Origin of the sequence: Sphingobium cloacae (assembly GCF_002355855.1) — a bacterium.
In the GTDB taxonomy this organism is placed as follows: domain Bacteria; phylum Pseudomonadota; class Alphaproteobacteria; order Sphingomonadales; family Sphingomonadaceae; genus Sphingobium; species Sphingobium cloacae.
This window is the reverse complement of the sequence record NZ_AP017655.1, coordinates 890,087-906,589: the sequence shown is the minus strand read 5'-3', so window position 1 is coordinate 906,589 and position 16,503 is coordinate 890,087. Positions and strand designations below refer to the sequence as shown.

The following is a 16,503-nucleotide window of genomic DNA, read 5'->3' as shown; positions in this document are numbered from 1 at the left end:
ATATGGTTCGGCGGAACGGGGTTTCAAGAGGGGCAGGGAGGCGATGTGTCCTTGAAAGCAAAAGTGCCCGGATCGCGTTTCCACGATCCGGGCACTGATGGACGATTTCTCGTCTCCCCCTTGGCCTGCCTCAACCTGTTTTCTCAGCCCCCTAGCTCGAAAACGGGGAATCAGTATCCCTGAACCACGGCCTTGTTTACCTGTGCTTCGATTGCTTTGCTATGGCGACGGGGCCCCGCTGTCACGGGCTATTTGGGCGGCGTCGCGATTTTACCTTGCACCCTGTGGCCGCGTTGCAACAATGCGGCAATGCTTGCCGTCCGCCCATAGCCTGCTAGACGGACGAACACACGCCATTCCAAGGGGCCATCCGCGCCATCATGATTCTATCCCGCTACGAACGCATGATCGCCAAGCGTTACCTGCTGCCCGGCAAAGGGGAGGGTTTCATCTTCCTCGTCGCGGGAATCAGCCTGGTCGCGGTGATGCTGGGAGTCGCGGCGCTCATCATCGTGATGAGCGTCATGAACGGCTTCCGCGCGGAACTGTTCGACAAGATCGTGGGGCTGAACGGCCATGCCGTCGTGCAGGGCTATGGCGGCCGGCTGCCGGACTGGCAGAGCATCCTGAAGCAGGCGAAAGCGACGCCCGGCGTCACCAGCGCCACGCCATTGATCGACCAGCCGCTGCTGTCCACCTTCCAGGGACGGGTTGAGGCGGTGCTGGTGCGCGGCATGACGGTGCAGGACATCCGCGACAACGCGACCCTCAAGGGCAAGGTGCTGTCGGGCAGCCTGAACGATCTGGCGGCGGGCAGCGACAAGGTGGCGATCGGATCGCGGCTCGCGGAAAATCTGGGCATCCAGAAGGGCGACCATATCACGATCATCAACCCGGCGGGGCGCTCCACCCCCTTCGGCACCGTGCCCCGGCAGGTTTCCTATGAGGTCGCCGCGATCTTCGAGGTCGGCGTCTACGATTATGACAAGGCGTTCGTCGTCATGCCGATCGAGGATGCGCAGACGCTGCTGCTGATGGGCGACATGGTCGGCATGATCGAGGTGGAGACGGTGAATCCCGACAAGGTGGGCGCGATCCTGGAGCCGTTGGCGGCCAAGGTCGCGGGCCGCGCCGTCATCACCGACTGGCGGCAGATGAACGCATCCCTGTTCGAAGCGCTGGCGGTCGAGCGGGTGGCGATGTTCGTCGTGCTGTCGATCATCGTGCTGGTGGCGGTGTTCAACATCCTGTCCTCGCTCATCATGCTGGTGCGCGCCAAGACGCGGGACATCGCGATCCTGCGGACCATGGGCGCGAGCCGGGGTGGGCTTGTGAAGATATTCATGACGGTGGGCGTCACCATCGGCGCGCTGGGCATGGCGGCGGGAATGGTGCTGGGCTTCACTTTCCTGTTCTTCCGGCAGGCGGTGGTGAATGCGATCCAGTTCGTGACGGGGCAGAATCTGTGGGACCCGTCGATCCGCTTCCTCACCGAATTGCCGTCCAAGCCCGATCCGGTGGAAATCACCATCATCTGCCTGATGGCGCTTGTCTTCAGCTTCCTTGCGACGCTCTATCCCGCGTTCAAGGCCGCCAATACCGATCCCGTGCAGGTGCTGCGCTATGAATGACGTCCTGAAAGTCACCGGCCTGACGCGCAGCTTCACGCAGGGCGGCGTCACCATAGAGGTGCTGCGCGGCGTGGATTTGAGCGTGGGGCCAGGAGAGATCGTCGCGCTTCTCGGCCCGTCCGGCTCGGGCAAGTCGACCATGTTGCAGGCGGTCGGGCTGCTGGAAGGCGGGTTCGACGGCTCCATCCGCATCGGCGGCGAGGAAGCGGCGAAGCTGGACAATGACGGGCGGACGCGGCTGCGGCGCGATGCGCTGGGCTTCGTCTATCAGTTCCACCATCTGCTGCCGGATTTCAACGCGGTGGAGAATGTGATCCTGCCGCAGGTGATCCGCGACGTGGACATGGGCGCGGCGCGGGCGCGGGCCGAATCGCTGTTGACGTCGCTGGGGCTGGGCCACCGGCTGGATCATCGGCCGAGCCAGCTGTCGGGCGGCGAGCAGCAGCGCGTGGCGGTGGCGCGGGCGCTGGCGAACCGTCCCGCGCTGGTGCTGGCGGACGAGCCTACGGGCAATCTGGATGAGCGGACCGCCGACATAGTGCTGGCCGAGTTCCTGCGGCTGGTGCGGGAAGAAGGCTCCGCCGCCCTTGTCGCCACGCATAATGAAAGGCTGGCGGTAAAGATGGACCGGGTCGTGCGATTGCATGAAGGGCGGCTGGAAGAGGAAGCGCTGACGGCCTGAGGGGAGCGATGTCCTTGGCGAATTTCGGCCAGAAGCGGACATTCAACCTTAGTCATCCCAGCGAAAGCTGGGATCTCTCTTGTGTATGATTGCGCCTCAAGAAGAGAGATGCCGGCTTTCCCTGGCATGTCGGGCAAGCAATGTTGCGTCCCCTAAATTGTGAAGTGCGCCGTGCTCCTGCGAAGGCACTCGAACGAGACAAGTGGCTCGTGAGAGCCTTCGCAGGAGCACGGCACAGGTGAACGCCGCACATCCCATTCGCCGCGACGCTTTTGTCAGTGGCCATTCAGGAAAATGTCGCTAGGTTCCTGCGCCTATGACTTTTCCCTTCCGGCGTTCTGCCGCTTCGCTGTCCGTCCTCGCTCTCCTGCTCGCGGCTGCGCCCGCGCCGCTGGCGGCGCGGACGGCGACTCCCGCCTCGCCTGCCGTGGCGGGCTCGACCAAGGCCGAAACCCGTCCCTGGCTCTATGAAAATAGCGATGTGCCCATCGATACCGCATGGCGATTCGGCACCCTGTCCAACGGGCTGCGCTATGCGATCCGCCGCAACGGCGTGCCGCCGGGGCAGGTTTCGGTGCGGTTGCGGATGGATGCCGGATCGCTGATGGAACAGCCCGGCGAGCTTGGCTATGCGCATTTCATGGAGCATCTGACCTTCCGCGGGTCGCGCCATGTGCCCGATGGCGAATCCAAGCGCATCTGGCAGCGTCTGGGCGTCACCTTCGGCAGCGACAGCAATGCCCAGACCACGCCCACCGGCACGACCTATGCGCTTGACCTGCCGCAGGCGACGCAGGCCAGTCTGGGCGAAAGCCTCAAGATTCTCGCCGGGATGATGATCGATCCCAATATCGTCGACAGCGCCGTCAACGCCGAACGCGCCGTGGTGCTGGCCGAACGGCGCGAAGGCGACGGCCCGCAAATGCGGATATCGGACGCCACGCGGCGGCATTTCTTCGCCGGGCAGCCGCTAGCCGATCGCAGCCCGATAGGCACGGTGGCAACGCTCAACGCCATCACCGCCGCGAAGATGGAGGATTTTCATCAACGCTGGTATCGTCCCGAAAACGCGGTGATCGCCATAGCCGGGGATATCGATCCGGCGCTCGCCGAACAGCTCATCAAGGATAATTTCGACGCGTGGAAGGTCGCGGGGAAGGGCGCGCCGCTTCCCGATTTCGGGGAGCCCGATCCCAAGGCCCCCGCCACCGTCGTCGCCGTGGAGCCGGGTGCGCCGATGGGCCTGACGCTCGCCTGGCTGCGCCCCTGGAAGCCGCGTGCCGACACGATCCTCTACAATCAGGACAAGCTGACCGACATGCTGGCGCTCCAGATCGTCAGCCGCCGTCTCGAAGCCGCCGCGCGGGGAGGCGGCAGCTTCCTCCAGGCGAGCGCCGACCAGCAGGATGTCAGCCGCTCCGCCGACGGCACCTTCGTCACCATCCTGCCGTCCGGCGATGATTGGAAGAAGGCGCTGAGCGATGTCCGCGCCATCATAGAAGATGCGAAGGCGGCGCCGCCCAGCCAGCAGGAAATCGACCGCGAATATGCCCAGATGGACACGGCGCTCGCGATCCAGGTCGAAAATGCCGATACGGAGGCCGGAGCCAAGCAGGCCACCGATCTGGTGAGCGCTGTCGACATTCGCGAAACCACGGTCAGCCCGCAGGCCGCGCTCGACATTTTCCGCTCGGGCAAGCCTGCCATGACGCCGCAGAAAATCCTCGATTCCACCCGCCGCCTTTTCTCGGCGGGCGTATTCCGCGCGATGCTGATTACCGGGAAAGCGCAGCCGGGGCTCGACGCGGAACTGGCTTCCGCCTTGGCTGCGCCGGTGCAAGCCGCCGCCAACGCGCGCCTGGCGGACAAGGCGGTGACGATGGACGATCTGCCGCCGCTTGGAACGCCGGGCACGGTCGTTTCGCGGACGCCGGTCGGTCTCAAGGGCATGGAGACGATCACCTATTCCAACGGCGTCAAGCTGACGCTGTTCGCCAATGATGCCGAAACCGAAAAGGTGCGGATCAACGTGCGCTTCGGCCATGGCCAGCAGGCTTTCTCTCCCACGAAGCCGGTTCCCAGCTGGGCCGCCGACTATGCGCTGGTGGCGAGCGGGATCGGCAAGCTCGGCCAGCGGGAACTGGACGACCTGACCAATGGGCGCCGCATGGGGATGCAATTCTCCATCGATGACGATGCCTTTGAGTTGCAGGCCGTGACCCGTCCCGCCGATTACAAGGACCAGCTTCGTCTTTTCGCGACGAAGCTGGCCGTGCCCGGCTGGGATCCGGCGCCCATAGCCCGCGTCAAATCCGGGGCGCTGCTGGCCTATGATGCGATGTCGCGTTCCCCCGATTCGGTGCTGGGCCGCGATCTCAACTGGTTGCTGCATGACAAGGATGTGCGTTTCCGCACGCCGTCGCGTGACGAAATCGGGAAGCTCACCCCTGAAAATTTCCGCGCGACATGGGAGCCGATTCTGGCATCCGGTCCCATCGAGGTGCAATTGTTCGGGCAAGTGAATGCCGAGGACGCGATCAAGGCCGTGGGCGCGACCTTCGGCGCTCTTTCTCCCCGGCCCGACGCACCCGTTCCCGCAGCGAACCGCGTGATGCGCTTTCCCGCCCATGTCGCAAAACCGGTGGTGCTGCGGCATGAAGGGGACAAGGAACAGGCCGCCGCCGTGATGGCATGGCCGACCTCCGGCGGATTCGCGCTTACCAAAGAGGCGCGGCAACTGGAGATATTGACGCAGATCTTCAACGACCGCCTGTTCGACAAGCTTCGGTCGACGGAGGGTTCGGCCTACTCGCCCACCGTCCAGAACAACTGGCCCTTTTCCTACGAAAGCGGCGGCTACATTCTGGTGTCGAGCCAGGTGCGGCCCGACCGGGTGAATTATTTCTACGATGTAGTGAAGGAAACGGCGGCCGATCTCGCCAAAACGGCGGTGACGCAGGATGAATTGCAGCGTGCGGTGGCCCCCATGCAGCAACTGCTGATGCGGGCGGGGACAGGCAATGCCTTCTGGATGAACCAGATGGAAGGTGCGACCCATGACCCGCGATATGTCGAGGCGATGCAGACCATGGCCAAGGATATGCTGAGCGTCACGCCCGGCGACATTCAGAAACTGGCCGCCAAATATCTGATGCCCGCAAAAAGCTGGTCGGCCGTCGTCCTGCCCGAAGGGGTCGCCGCTCAATAGGAAGGATGGCTAACGGATGGCTTTCAGCGCCGCGACGATCATCTGCGCGGCCCGCTTGGCGGTGCGTTCGTCGGACAGGTTCGGCAGGGACAGGCTTCGATGGCCCAGGCCGAAAAGACAGGCGAGGATGACTTCCTCCGCGCCGTCGAGCGCCTCTCCCGACAGGTCCGGATTTGCCACGCAGGCGAAGTCCCGCAGAAAGCGCCGAAGGTGCTGGCACATGGCGCTGACCGTTTCCCCTACCGGCTGATTACGGAGCGCCTCGGCAAGGATGTCGAAAGACAGGGCCTCGTCCACGTCGCGAAGGCTCTGCAAAATGGCCTCCTCGAATGTCTGTTCGATGTCGATCTGCCCGGTGTCGAGGCGCAGGCGCAGGGCCGCCATCTGTGCGGTGCGATCATGCAAGTCCGCGCTGATCAGCGCCTCTATGATTTCTTCCTTGCCCTTGAAGAGCCGATAGATCTGGCCGACCGACACCTTCGCCGCCAGGGCCAGTTCCGCCATCGAGGTTTGATGGAAGCCATGGGTCGTGAACAGTTCGCGCGCGCTGTTCAAAATACGCGCCTTGCCGCTCCGCTCATGCTGCACTGCAACCATTTTTGTTTCTTATCCTGCTTTTACCCTTGAATTGATTGTGCCATCTTCTTAACTGACCGGCAAGCGGAATGAATGTTCATTCCGGTCATCGCAAAACTCCATCGGAACGGATAGGCAATCGATGCAAAAGGGGACAATCATCGGACTGCTGGCCTGCGCGTCGGCACTGGCCCTGACTGGTTGTGGCAAGGAAGCGCCTCCCGCTCCGCCTCCGCCGGCGGTCGGCGTCGTGACGCTGAAGGTCGAGACGGTGCCTTTGACGGCGGAACTGCCGGGACGGATCGCCGCTGTGGAAACCGCCGAGGTGCGGCCCCAGATCAGCGGCGTGATCCGCCGCCGCCTCTTCACGGAAGGCGGCTATGTGCGGGCAGGGCAGACACTCTACGAGATCGACGACGCGCCATATCGCGCGGCGCTGGCGCAGGCGCAAGGCAATCTGGCGCGGGCGCAGGCCTCGATCTCCGCGGCCACCTTGCAGGCGCAGCGCTATAAGGAACTGGTCGGGATCAACGCCGTCAGCAAACAGGAAGCAGACAATGCCACGGCCTCCGCCCAACAGGCTCGCGCCGATGTTGCAGCGCAGCGGGCGGCCGTCCAGGCGGCGCAGGTGAACCAGAATTTCACGCGCATAAAAGCACCGATTTCCGGCCGGATCGGTCGTTCGCTGTTCACGCCCGGCGCGCTGGTGCAGACGGCGCAGGCGGACCCATTGGCAACCATTCAGCGGACCGACACGGTCTATGTCGACGTAACGCAATCCGCCGCCGAGGTCATCAACCTGAAGCAGGCGTTGAAGAGCGGCGGCGTCAGTGAAGCCGATGGCGCGCGCGTGCAGCTTCTGCTGCCCAACGGCAGCGTCTATCCCATCGAGGGACGGTTGCAGTTTTCCGAAGTGACGGTCGATCCGACCTCCGGCGCCGTCACCTTGCGCGCGACTTTCCCCAATCCGGACGGCCTGCTGCTGCCGGGCATGTATGTGCGTGCCAGGATCGTCGAGGGGCAAAGGCGCGAGGCCATATTGGCGCCGCAGCAAGGCATAACGCGCGACGCGCGCGGCCGCGCCACGGCCATGGTCGTCAATGCCCAGAACAAGGCGGAAATGCGCGAGGTGCAGGTCGACCGCGCCGTCGGCGACAAATGGATCGTGACCGGAGGGCTCAAGGCAGGCGATCGCCTGATCGTGGAAGGGCTGGTCAATCTTCGCCCCGGCGCGGATGTCCGTCCCGGTGCGCCGCAACAGGTGACCCGGCCCGCGGACGGAGCGCGTTAGGACATGGCCCGCTATTTCATCGACAGGCCCATCTTCGCATGGGTTCTCGCGATCGTCATCATGCTCGCGGGACTCTTGTCCATCCAGCGGCTTGCCGTGGCGCAATTCCCCGAAATCGCGCCGCCGACCGTTTCGATCGCCGCCATGTATCCAGGCGCCAACGCGCAAACGCTGGAAAACACGACGACGCAGATCATCGAGCAGCAGCTCAAGGGCATCGATAATCTGCGCTACTTCTCGTCGACCAGCGATTCGGCCGGCAATCTTACCATTACCCTGACCTTCGAACAGGGAACCGACGCGGACATCGCGCAGGTTCAGGTCCAGAACAAGCTGGCGCAGGCCACCCCTTTGCTGCCGCAGGAAGTGCAGCAGCAGGGGCTCAGGGTCACCAAGTCCAGTTCGACCTTCCTGATGATTGCGGCTATCTATTCCGATGACGGCATTCACGATCAGGTCGATGCGGGCGATTTCGTCGCCTCGACGCTTCAGGACCCCCTGAGCCGCGTCAAGGGCGTGGGCGACACGCAGTTGCTGGGCGCTCAATATGCCATGCGGATTTGGCTCGATCCCTACAAGATGGCTAATCTGGGCGTCACCACGGGGGACGTGAAAAACGCCATCAGGGCGCAGAACGCCCAGATTTCCGCGGGACAGATCGGCGGGGCTCCTTCTCCTGAAGGGCAAGCGTTCAACGCCACGGTGACGGCGCAATCCCGTCTCCGCACGCCCGAGGAGTTCCGGCAGATCCGCTTGCGCAGCAATGCGGACGGATCGGTCGTCTATCTGTCCGATGTCGCGCGGGTCGAACTGGGATCGGAAAATTACAGCTTCGGCGCGAAACTCAACGGTCATCCCTCGGCCGGTTTCGGCATAAAGCTTGCCCCCGGCGCGAACGCCCTCGATACGGTGGATGCCGTCAAGGCGGAGGTGAAGGCGCTCTCCAAGAACTTCCCAAGCTGGGTGAAATATGATTTCCCGCTCGACAATTCGACATTCGTCAAGCTGTCGGTCGAACAGGTCATCCACACCCTCGTCGAAGCGATCCTGCTCGTCTTCGTCGTCATGTTCATCTTTCTCCAGAACTGGCGGGCGACTCTTATTCCGACGATCGCGGTGCCGGTGGTGCTGTTGGGATCGATGGCGGTCCTCTATGCGGCGGGCTTCACGATCAACACATTGACCCTGTTCGGCATGGTGCTCGCCATCGGCCTGCTGGTCGACGACGCCATCGTCGTGGTCGAGAATGTCGAGCGCATCATTCAGGACGAGGGGCTCAACCCCAAGGAAGCAGCCAAGAAATCCATGGACGAAATCAGCGGCGCGCTGATCGGCATCGGTCTGGTGCTGTCGGCGGTGTTCCTGCCCATGGCATTCTTCGGCGGGTCCACGGGCGTCATCTTCCGGCAATTCTCGATCACCATCGTTTCCGCGATGGCCTTGTCGGTGCTCGTCGCATTGATCCTGACGCCAGCCCTGTGCGCCACGATCCTGCGTCCCAAACGTGAAGGGCATGGCGAGCATACGGGCTTTTTCGGCTGGTTCAACCGGACGTTCGAACGCAGCGTCGTTCGCTATGGCAAGGGTGTGGAGAAGGTCGAAAGGCACTGGGGCAGGACGATGCTGGTCTATGCCGCGATCATCCTCGGCATGGGCGTGCTGTTCCTGCGACTGCCCACCGGATTCCTGCCGGACGAGGACCAGGGCCGCCTCGTCAACCAGGTTTCGCTGCCGGCGGGTTCCACCATGGAGGAAACCGAACGCACATTGGCGCGGCTGCGCGATTTTTACATGAAGGACGAAAAAGAGAATGTGTCGGTGGTCTTCACCGTTTCCGGGTTCGGCTTTGTCGGGCAGGGCCAGAACGTAGGCCTGGCTTTCGTGAGGTTGCGCGACTGGTCCGAACGCAAGGGCAAGGATCGCGGCGCCAATGCCGTGGCGCAGCGCGCCAACGCCGCCTTTCAAAAGATTTCGGCAGGCATGGCGATCGCCTTCGTACCGCCTGCCGTGCAGGAACTGGGCAATGCTTCGGGCTTCGACTTCCAACTCAAGGATATGGGTGGCATCGGTCACGAAAAGATGCTGGAAGCGCGGAACCAGTTGCTGGGCATGGCCATGGCCGACAAGCGTCTGGCGCAGGTACGGCCCAACGGGCTGGAGGACACGGCGCAGTTGAAGCTGAACGTCGACCAGTCCGCCGCAGGAGCGTTCGGCATTGCGCAGGCGGACGTCAACGACACCATCAGCACGGCGCTGGGCGGCTCCTATGTCAACGACTTCATCGACCGTGAGCGGGTGAAGCGCGTCTATCTTCAGGCCGATGCGCCCTTCCGCACGCGTCCCGATTCCATCGGCGCGCTGCATGTGCGGGGGGTCAGCGGAAACATGGCGCCCCTGTCGGCCTTCAGCACGACCGAATGGGCGCATGGCCCCGCTCGCCTCGAGCGCTTCAACGGCGTTCCTTCCATGCAGATCATGGGCGCGCCCGCGCCCGGCGTCAGCAGTGGCGAGGCGATGAAGGCGATGGAGGAACATGCCGCGAAGCTGCCCGCCGGCGTCGGCTATGAATGGAACGGCATCTCTTACGAGGAAAAGACATCGAGCGGACAGGCGCCGGCGCTGTATGCGCTGTCGATGCTGATCGTGTTTCTGTGCCTCGCGGCGCTGTATGAAAGCTGGTCCGTGCCGCTGGCGGTGATGATGGTCGTTCCGCTGGGCGTGATCGGGGCCGTGCTGATGGCGGGCCTGGCCGGGCTGGACAATGGCATCTATTTGCAGGTCGGCCTCATCACCACGATCGGCGTGTCGGCGAAGAACGCCATCCTGATCGTGGAGTTCGCCGAGGAAAGGATGCGGCAGGGACTTCCCCCCGCCCAGGCCGCGCTGGAGGCGGGCAAGCTGCGTCTGCGGCCTATCCTCATGACCAGCTTCGCCTTCATCTTCGGCGTGCTGCCGCTGGCCGTGTCCACGGGCGCGGGCGCGGGCGGCCAGAACGCCATCGGTCTGGCGGTGGTCGGGGGCATGCTGTCCGCCACGGTGCTGGCGATCTTCTTCGTGCCGGTGTTCTTCACCGTCGTGAAGCGCCTGTTCCGCGAGCATCATGATGCACCCGCAAACTCTCAGGATGACGCCGCGCTGCGGCCGCAGGAAAGCTGATAGAGATGAACGGTCTCAAGGGAAAAGCGCTGATTTCGATGAGCCTGGCGGTCACGCTGTCGGCCTGCGACATGGCGCCCAAATATGTCCGTCCCGAACTGCCGGTTCCCGCAGCCAGCCCCGAAGGCCCGGCCTATGCGGCCGGTGAGGGGCAGGCGGCGATTGTTCCGGCCGATACGGCGTGGCGGGATTTCTTCGTCGACCCGCGACTGGTGCGCGTTATCGGCACGACGCTGGCGAACAATCGCGATCTCCGCATCGCGCTCGCCAATGTGGAGCAGGCGAGGGCGCAGTTCAAAGTGCGGCGCGCCGACATCCTGCCGACCGTGGGCCTCAACGGCAGCGCGACCTATCAGGAACAGCCTATCGTGCAGTTCCCGGATATGGCGGGAGTGCGGAACAACACGGATGTCTATAACGCGTCCGTAGGCATCTCCGCCTGGGAAATCGATCTGTTCGGGCGGGTGAGGAACCTCACCAAGGCCGCGCAGGAACAATATTTCGCCTCCATCGAAAACCGCAACGCCGCGCAGACGGCGTTGATCGCGGAAGTGGCGTCGGCATGGATGACCATGGCCGCCGATCAGGAACGACTGCGGATCGCCCGCGATCTGGAATCGGCTTTCGGCAAGACGCTGGAATTGACGAAATCCCGCTTCGCCAAGGGCATCGCATCGGAACTGGAAGTGCGGCAGGCGCAGACCAGCTACGATCAGGCGCGTGCCGACATCGCCCAAGCGACGACGCTGGTGGCGCAGGATCAAAATGCCCTCAATCTGCTGGCCGGGACCACGGTCGGCGCGGACGATCTGCCGGACGCCATGCCGCAGGGGGATGTGGCGCTGGACAATCTGCCCGGCGACCTGCCATCCTCGCTTCTGTTGAGGCGGCCCGACATCGCGGCGGCGGAGCATCAGTTGCTGGCCGCCAATGCGAATATCGGCGCGGCGAGAGCGGCCTTCTTCCCCAGAATATCGCTGACGGCGGCTTTCGGCACGATGAGCCTGGGGCTGTCCAACCTCTTCAAGTCGGGCAGCGATTATTGGTCCGTCGCGCCCTCGGCCAGCGTGCCCATCTTCGATTTCGGCCGGAATCAGGGCAATCTGCGCTATGCGCGGGCCACCTATGACGCGATGCTCGCCACCTATGAAAAGAGCGTCCAGACAGGCTTCCGGGAGGTAGCCGATGCGCTGGCGCGGCGCGGCACCATGACCGATCAGCTGGCCGCCCAGACATCGCTGCGGGATTCCGCGCGCGTGGCCTATACCCTGTCGGAAGCCCGTTTCCGAGCGGGCATCGACAGTTTCCTGACGACGCTCGATTCCCAGCGCGCGCTCTATGCCGCGGAACAGGGCCTGCTGGCCACCCGGCTGGCCCGCACGGCCAATATGATCGAGCTTTACCGGGCCATGGGCGGAGGGCTGAAATAAGCCCTTCCTTCCATCATGCTTCTGCATAAGGTCATGGCGTCTCCGGTCGGGCGGCTCAAGCTGGTGGCCGGCGATGGCGGGTTGAAGGCTGTTTTATGGGAGCATGACGATCCCCGCCGGGTGCCTTTGGAGGCGTCGCGGGCTTCGGCCAGCCACCCCTTGCTGGTGGAGACGGAGGCTCAACTCGGCCAATATTTCGCGGGAGAGCGGCGTCATTTCCAACTGCCGTTGGATTTCGCGGGAACGCCCTTTCAACAGGCGGTCTGGCGCGCCCTGCTCGACATCGGCTATGGGGCGACGCGCAGTTATGAGGAACTGGCGCGCCGGATCGGCAAGCCCACGGCCTGTCGCGCCGTGGGAGCGGCCAATGGCCGAAATCCCCTTTCCATCGTCGTCCCCTGCCATCGTGTGCTGGGTAAACGGGGCGCCTTGACCGGCTTTGCGGGTGGCCTGGAAGCCAAGTCCTATTTGCTGGACCTTGAGCGCCGATGGGCCGGCCCGTCCGGATTACGGATTTTGCGTGAATGCCGATCCTGATCCTATAGGGAAAAGCCTTTTTCCCCTATGTTGCCGTCAGTCATGAGGGGCGCTGCGGCGCATCGGGATACATGAATCTCGTATAATGGCGCGGCCGCGCGCCTCATGGAAGATTGGAAGTTTGCTGCGACATTTCCGGTGGGGGCACCAACCACCGGATGAGACTGGATCATGAATCAGCCGCGATTCGCGAAGCCGCTTGACGAAACGCAAAAGAAACCGGGCAACCCGCAGGATTTTCGCTGGGACAGAGAACCGTTGGGCAGTAGTCCGCCGCGAGCCTTGCGGGGCGAATTCGCCCGCGCGGCCTATTTCGGCGCGCTGGCCGTCTCGGGGCGTCTTGCCGGCCAATCGCTTCCCGATCCGCAGCTCAGCATTCTCACCGACATTTATATCCATGCCTCTCATGGCATCCCCTATACCGTGGCGGACGCATCCGACATCTCCGGGCTGAAGGGCGAGCGCTTGTTCACGCTGATCAAGCGGATGTGTTCCACGGGTATGCTGCGCCTTTACCGCAGGCGCTCGGAAGATGCGGAAATGGAAATGCATCTGCGCATCGATCTCATGCCCGCCAAATATGCCGAACTGAGCGGATTCTTCGCCCGCGCTTGTCAGGAAGGCATGGCCATTCCCCACTCCGCCGCCCGTTGATATGCGATAGCGCGCCCTCATAGGGGCTTTCCCTGATGGTGGTGAAGAGCGCCAGCGGCATAGTAAGAACCGGGAAAAGGGGTTGGCGAGGAGATGGGCGATGAAATCCGTTCTGTTGCATATCCGCGATGACCGGGGAGCCGAAAGCCGTCTTCAGGCGGCTTGCGATCTGGCCCGCTGTTGCGAGGCGCATATCCAGTGCGTGCAGGTGCGATCCGCGCCCGATCTTATCGCCGCCGATATGTATGGGGGCGCGGCCTTCGCGCCCGCCCTTGCCGATGAATTGCGCGAGATCGACGATCGGCTCCGCGCCCAGGTCGAGGACCGGCTGAGCCGCGAAGGAGTAAGCTGGGACTGGCGGCAGGTGAATGGCGAACCGGTGGGAGCGCTGCTGCGGGCGGCGAAACTGTCCGATGTCATCGTCGCCACCCTGCCGGAAGCGCAGCGCAGGGATTTCAAGGATGCCCTGCCCATCGCCGCCGATCTGGCGCTGGGAGGACGCACGGCCGTTCTTGCCATGCCGCAATCCGCGAAATGCTTCCCGATTCCGGGGCGCGCGCTGGTCGCATGGGACGGGTCTCAGGAGGCGGCTGCGGCCATCAGAGCGGCCGTCCCTTTGCTGCGACTGGCGCAGGAAGTGCATCTGGTGACGATCGAGGAAGCCGATAAGCAGGCTTTTCCTTCGACCGATGCGCCGGAATATCTTTCCCGCCACGGCATCTCCGTTCAGGTGCACGGACGGCCGCGCGGCGAGGAGGCGGTGGAGACGGCGCTGCTCGACGCCATCAACGCATTGGCGGCGGACTGGATGGTCATGGGCACGTTCGGCCACAGCCGCCTGCGTGAACTGGTCTTCGGCGGGGTGACGCGGCGCATGCTGCGGGAGGCGAAGGTGCCGCTTGTGCTGGCGCACTGAAATAATGATGGTGCGGACGATGGGACTCGAACCCATACTCCCAGGGGGAAGCGGATTTTAAGTCCGCTGCGTCTACCGGTTTCGCCACGTCCGCGCGATGCCTCCCTGCGGCCTTGGCGGCGGGACGTCAAGCGGCGCGTTCGCGCTGACGCCTAGCTGTTGAGGCGCTCCCGCATTTCCTTGCCCGGCTTGAAATAGGGCACCCTCTTCGCGGAAACGGGAACCTGTTCGCCGGTGCGAGGGTTCCGGCCGGTCCGCGCTTCCCGCGCGCGGGTGGTGAATGCGCCAAAGCCGCGCAGTTCGACCCTTCCCCCGGTCGAGAGGCGATCCACAATCTCCTTGAAGAAGAGATCGACGATTCGCTCGACATCCTGAGGGCCAAGCTCCGGATTCTCGTCAGCCAATTTCTGGATCAGTTCAGAACGGATCATTCGACCCTCCCATATCCCTTGGGTTTCGCCCTTATTTTAGAGAATCGGCGAAAAATGACAATTGACCTATTTTATTCGTTTCGGAGCAAAAACAATATAAAAAATACCCGGCCGATCAAATATCGGCCGGGTATTTTTCTATCTACATATCAACAGCGTAGGAATTATCCTTCGCTCTTGGCCTTGAGCGCTTCGCCAAGGATGTCGCCCAGCGACGCGCCGCTGTCGGAAGAACCGTACTGAGCCACGGCCTGCTTCTCTTCGGCGATCTGCATGGCCTTGACCGAGAAGGTCGGCTTCTTGGCGCGGTCGAAACCGGTCACCATGGCGTCGAACTTCTGGCCGATCTGGAAGCGCTCCGGACGCTGCTCGTCGCGGTCGCGGCCCAGATCGCTGCGCTTGATGAAGCCAGCGGCGCCATCTTCGCCGGCCTGGACTTCCAGACCGCCGTCGCGGACTTCCAGGACCGTGACGGTCACGACCGAGTTCTTCGACAGGCCAGCGGCAGCGGCAGCGGTGCCGCCAGCGGCCGGGCCGCCACGCTCAAGCTGCTTCATGCCAAGGCTGATGCGCTCCTTCTCGACGTCGATGTCGAGAACGACAGCCTGAACCATCTCGCCCTTGCGGTGCAGCGCCAGCGCGTCCTCGCCGGAAATGCCCCAGGCGATGTCGGACATGTGGACCATGCCGTCCACATCGCCGTCCAGGCCGATGAACAGGCCGAATTCGGTCGCGTTCTTGACTTCGCCCTCGACGGTCGAGCCGACCGGGTGCTTCTCGGCGAAGCTGTCCCACGGGTTCGACTGGGCCTGCTTGAGGCCGAGCGAGATGCGGCGCTTTTCCGGATCGACTTCGAGGACGATGACTTCCACTTCCTGGCTGGTCGAAACGATCTTGCCGGGATGGACGTTCTTCTTGGTCCAGGACATTTCCGAAACGTGGACGAGGCCTTCGATGCCCGGTTCCAGCTCCACGAACGCACCATATTCGGTGATGTTCGTGACGCGGCCCGACAGCTTCGCGCCGACCGGATATTTGGCGGCGGCGCCTTCCCACGGATCGCTTTCCAGCTGCTTCATGCCCAGGCTGATGCGCTGCGTGTCGCGGTTGATGCGGATGATCTGGACGCGCACGGTGTCGCCGATGTTGATCATCTCGCTCGGATGGTTGATCCGCTTGTAGCTGAGGTCGGTGACGTGCAGCAGGCCGTCAATGCCGCCAAGGTCAACGAACGCGCCATAATCGGTGATGTTCTTGACCACGCCCTCGATGATCTGGCCCTCGGCCAGGGTCTGGATGAGGCCGCTGCGCTGTTCGGCGCGGGTTTCTTCCAGGATGGCGCGGCGCGACACGACGATGTTGCCGCGGCGGCGATCCATCTTCAGGATCTGGAAGGGCTGCGGAATGTCCATCAGCGGGGTGACGTCGCGCACGGGGCGGATGTCGACCTGGCTGCCGGGCAGGAACGCCACGGCGCCGTCGAGATCGACGGTGAAGCCGCCCTTGACGCGGCCGAAGATGACGCCTTCGACGCGGGCGCTTTCGGTGAACTCGGCTTCCAGCTTGTCCCAGGCGGCTTCGCGGCGGGCGCGGTCGCGGCTGAGCATCGCTTCGCCATGGGCGTTTTCGACGCGGTCGACATAGACTTCGACTTCGTCGCCGACCTTCAGGTCGGCCTTCTGGCCCGGCGCGGCGAATTCGCGCAGCGGCACGCGGCCTTCGCTCTTGAGGCCCACGTCGATGACGGCGAGGTCGTTTTCGATGCCGGTGACGGTGCCCTTGACGACGCGGCCTTCGAAGCCGCCATCCTCGCCACCGAGGGAATCATTGAGAAGCGCGGCGAAATCATCGCGCGAGGGGAATGCCGTGGAGGCCATTAAGTCTGTCCTTCATTCATCATTGCTGGCCAATCGGTTGTGTCCGATGGTCTTTGGCCAAACCGCCCCTGCCGCCGGACGCGGCACAGGCATCCGCGAGACCATGGCGTAACG

The 16,503-nt window shown here is 63.5% G+C and carries 12 protein-coding genes and 1 tRNA gene; 9 read left to right on the top strand and 4 right to left on the bottom strand.

The window, feature by feature from the left end; genetic code table 11:
* Window positions 1-380: 380 nt before the first annotated feature.
* From SCLO_RS04415 to SCLO_RS04405, 3 genes are all read left to right on the top strand, one after another.
* Window positions 381-1,631: a lipoprotein-releasing ABC transporter permease subunit gene (locus tag SCLO_RS04415; RefSeq protein WP_066514047.1), complete on the top strand. Its 1,251-nt coding sequence runs from the start codon at window positions 381-383 to the stop codon at window positions 1,629-1,631.
* A complete protein-coding gene (locus SCLO_RS04410; RefSeq protein ID WP_066514046.1) occupies window positions 1,624-2,313 on the top strand; it encodes an ABC transporter ATP-binding protein in 690 nt (229 codons plus the stop codon). The genes SCLO_RS04415 and SCLO_RS04410 overlap by 8 nt, the downstream gene beginning before the upstream one ends.
* Window positions 2,314-2,629: 316 nt before the next feature.
* A complete protein-coding gene (locus SCLO_RS04405) occupies window positions 2,630-5,521 on the top strand; it encodes a M16 family metallopeptidase (protein WP_066514044.1) in 2,892 nt (963 codons plus the stop codon).
* Window positions 5,522-5,530: 9 nt separating this feature from the next.
* Here the strand turns inward: SCLO_RS04405 and SCLO_RS04400 are convergent, their stop codons facing one another.
* Complete coding sequence (locus tag SCLO_RS04400) at window positions 5,531-6,118, bottom strand: TetR/AcrR family transcriptional regulator (RefSeq protein ID WP_066514042.1); 588 nt, start codon at window positions 6,116-6,118, stop codon at window positions 5,531-5,533.
* 121 nt (window positions 6,119-6,239) lie between these two features.
* Here SCLO_RS04400 and SCLO_RS04395 point away from each other — a divergent pair, with 121 nt between their 5' ends.
* The 6 genes from SCLO_RS04395 (at window position 6,240) to SCLO_RS04370 (ending at window position 14,081) form a co-directional block, all read left to right on the top strand.
* Window positions 6,240-7,388 carry an efflux RND transporter periplasmic adaptor subunit gene (locus tag SCLO_RS04395; RefSeq protein ID WP_066514040.1) on the top strand — a complete coding sequence of 383 codons (1,149 nt, stop codon included), beginning with the start codon at window positions 6,240-6,242 and terminating at the stop codon, window positions 7,386-7,388.
* A gap of 3 nt (window positions 7,389-7,391) precedes the next feature.
* Window positions 7,392-10,544, top strand: coding sequence for an efflux RND transporter permease subunit (locus tag SCLO_RS04390; protein WP_066514038.1), 3,153 nt, complete (start codon window positions 7,392-7,394; stop codon window positions 10,542-10,544).
* A 5-nt stretch (window positions 10,545-10,549) separates the two neighbouring features.
* On the top strand, window positions 10,550-11,974 hold the full coding sequence (locus tag SCLO_RS04385) for an efflux transporter outer membrane subunit (protein ID WP_066514037.1): 1,425 nt from the start codon (window positions 10,550-10,552) through the stop codon (window positions 11,972-11,974).
* Window positions 11,975-11,986: 12 nt separating this feature from the next.
* Window positions 11,987-12,511 (top strand): methylated-DNA--[protein]-cysteine S-methyltransferase, encoded by a 525-nt coding sequence (locus tag SCLO_RS04380; RefSeq protein WP_407695324.1) that lies wholly within the window; start codon window positions 11,987-11,989, stop codon window positions 12,509-12,511.
* Window positions 12,512-12,682: 171 nt separating this feature from the next.
* Window positions 12,683-13,165 (top strand): hypothetical protein, encoded by a 483-nt coding sequence (locus SCLO_RS04375; RefSeq protein WP_066514034.1) that lies wholly within the window; start codon window positions 12,683-12,685, stop codon window positions 13,163-13,165.
* 100 nt (window positions 13,166-13,265) lie between these two features.
* On the top strand, window positions 13,266-14,081 hold the full coding sequence (locus SCLO_RS04370; RefSeq protein ID WP_066514033.1) for a universal stress protein: 816 nt from the start codon (window positions 13,266-13,268) through the stop codon (window positions 14,079-14,081).
* Between the two features lie 8 nt (window positions 14,082-14,089).
* Here SCLO_RS04370 and SCLO_RS04365 read toward each other — a convergent pair.
* The 3 genes from SCLO_RS04365 to rpsA form a co-directional block, all read right to left on the bottom strand.
* Window positions 14,090-14,175, bottom strand: a tRNA-Leu gene (locus tag SCLO_RS04365).
* Window positions 14,176-14,233: 58 nt separating this feature from the next.
* Window positions 14,234-14,512: an integration host factor subunit beta gene (locus tag SCLO_RS04360; protein ID WP_066514032.1), complete on the bottom strand. Its 279-nt coding sequence runs from the start codon at window positions 14,510-14,512 to the stop codon at window positions 14,234-14,236.
* Between the two features lie 164 nt (window positions 14,513-14,676).
* Window positions 14,677-16,389 carry a 30S ribosomal protein S1 gene (gene rpsA, locus SCLO_RS04355; protein ID WP_066514031.1) on the bottom strand — a complete coding sequence of 571 codons (1,713 nt, stop codon included), beginning with the start codon at window positions 16,387-16,389 and terminating at the stop codon, window positions 14,677-14,679.
* Window positions 16,390-16,503 lie beyond the last annotated feature (114 nt).

Excerpts from the sequence above, each read along its gene's own strand:
- SCLO_RS04415 (WP_066514047.1), top strand. The coding sequence starts at position 381 with ATGATTCTATCCCGCTACGAACGCATGATCGCCAAGCGTTACCTGCTG.
- SCLO_RS04410 (WP_066514046.1), top strand. The coding sequence starts at position 1,624 with ATGAATGACGTCCTGAAAGTCACCGGCCTGACGCGCAGCTTCACGCAG.
- SCLO_RS04405 (WP_066514044.1), top strand. The coding sequence starts at position 2,630 with ATGACTTTTCCCTTCCGGCGTTCTGCCGCTTCGCTGTCCGTCCTCGCT.
- SCLO_RS04400 (WP_066514042.1), bottom strand. The coding sequence starts at position 6,118 with ATGGTTGCAGTGCAGCATGAGCGGAGCGGCAAGGCGCGTATTTTGAAC.
- SCLO_RS04395 (WP_066514040.1), top strand. The coding sequence starts at position 6,240 with ATGCAAAAGGGGACAATCATCGGACTGCTGGCCTGCGCGTCGGCACTG.
- SCLO_RS04390 (WP_066514038.1), top strand. The coding sequence starts at position 7,392 with ATGGCCCGCTATTTCATCGACAGGCCCATCTTCGCATGGGTTCTCGCG.
- SCLO_RS04385 (WP_066514037.1), top strand. The coding sequence starts at position 10,550 with ATGAACGGTCTCAAGGGAAAAGCGCTGATTTCGATGAGCCTGGCGGTC.
- SCLO_RS04375 (WP_066514034.1), top strand. The coding sequence starts at position 12,683 with ATGAATCAGCCGCGATTCGCGAAGCCGCTTGACGAAACGCAAAAGAAA.
- SCLO_RS04370 (WP_066514033.1), top strand. The coding sequence starts at position 13,266 with ATGAAATCCGTTCTGTTGCATATCCGCGATGACCGGGGAGCCGAAAGC.
- SCLO_RS04360 (WP_066514032.1), bottom strand. The coding sequence starts at position 14,512 with ATGATCCGTTCTGAACTGATCCAGAAATTGGCTGACGAGAATCCGGAG.
- rpsA (WP_066514031.1), bottom strand. The coding sequence starts at position 16,389 with ATGGCCTCCACGGCATTCCCCTCGCGCGATGATTTCGCCGCGCTTCTC.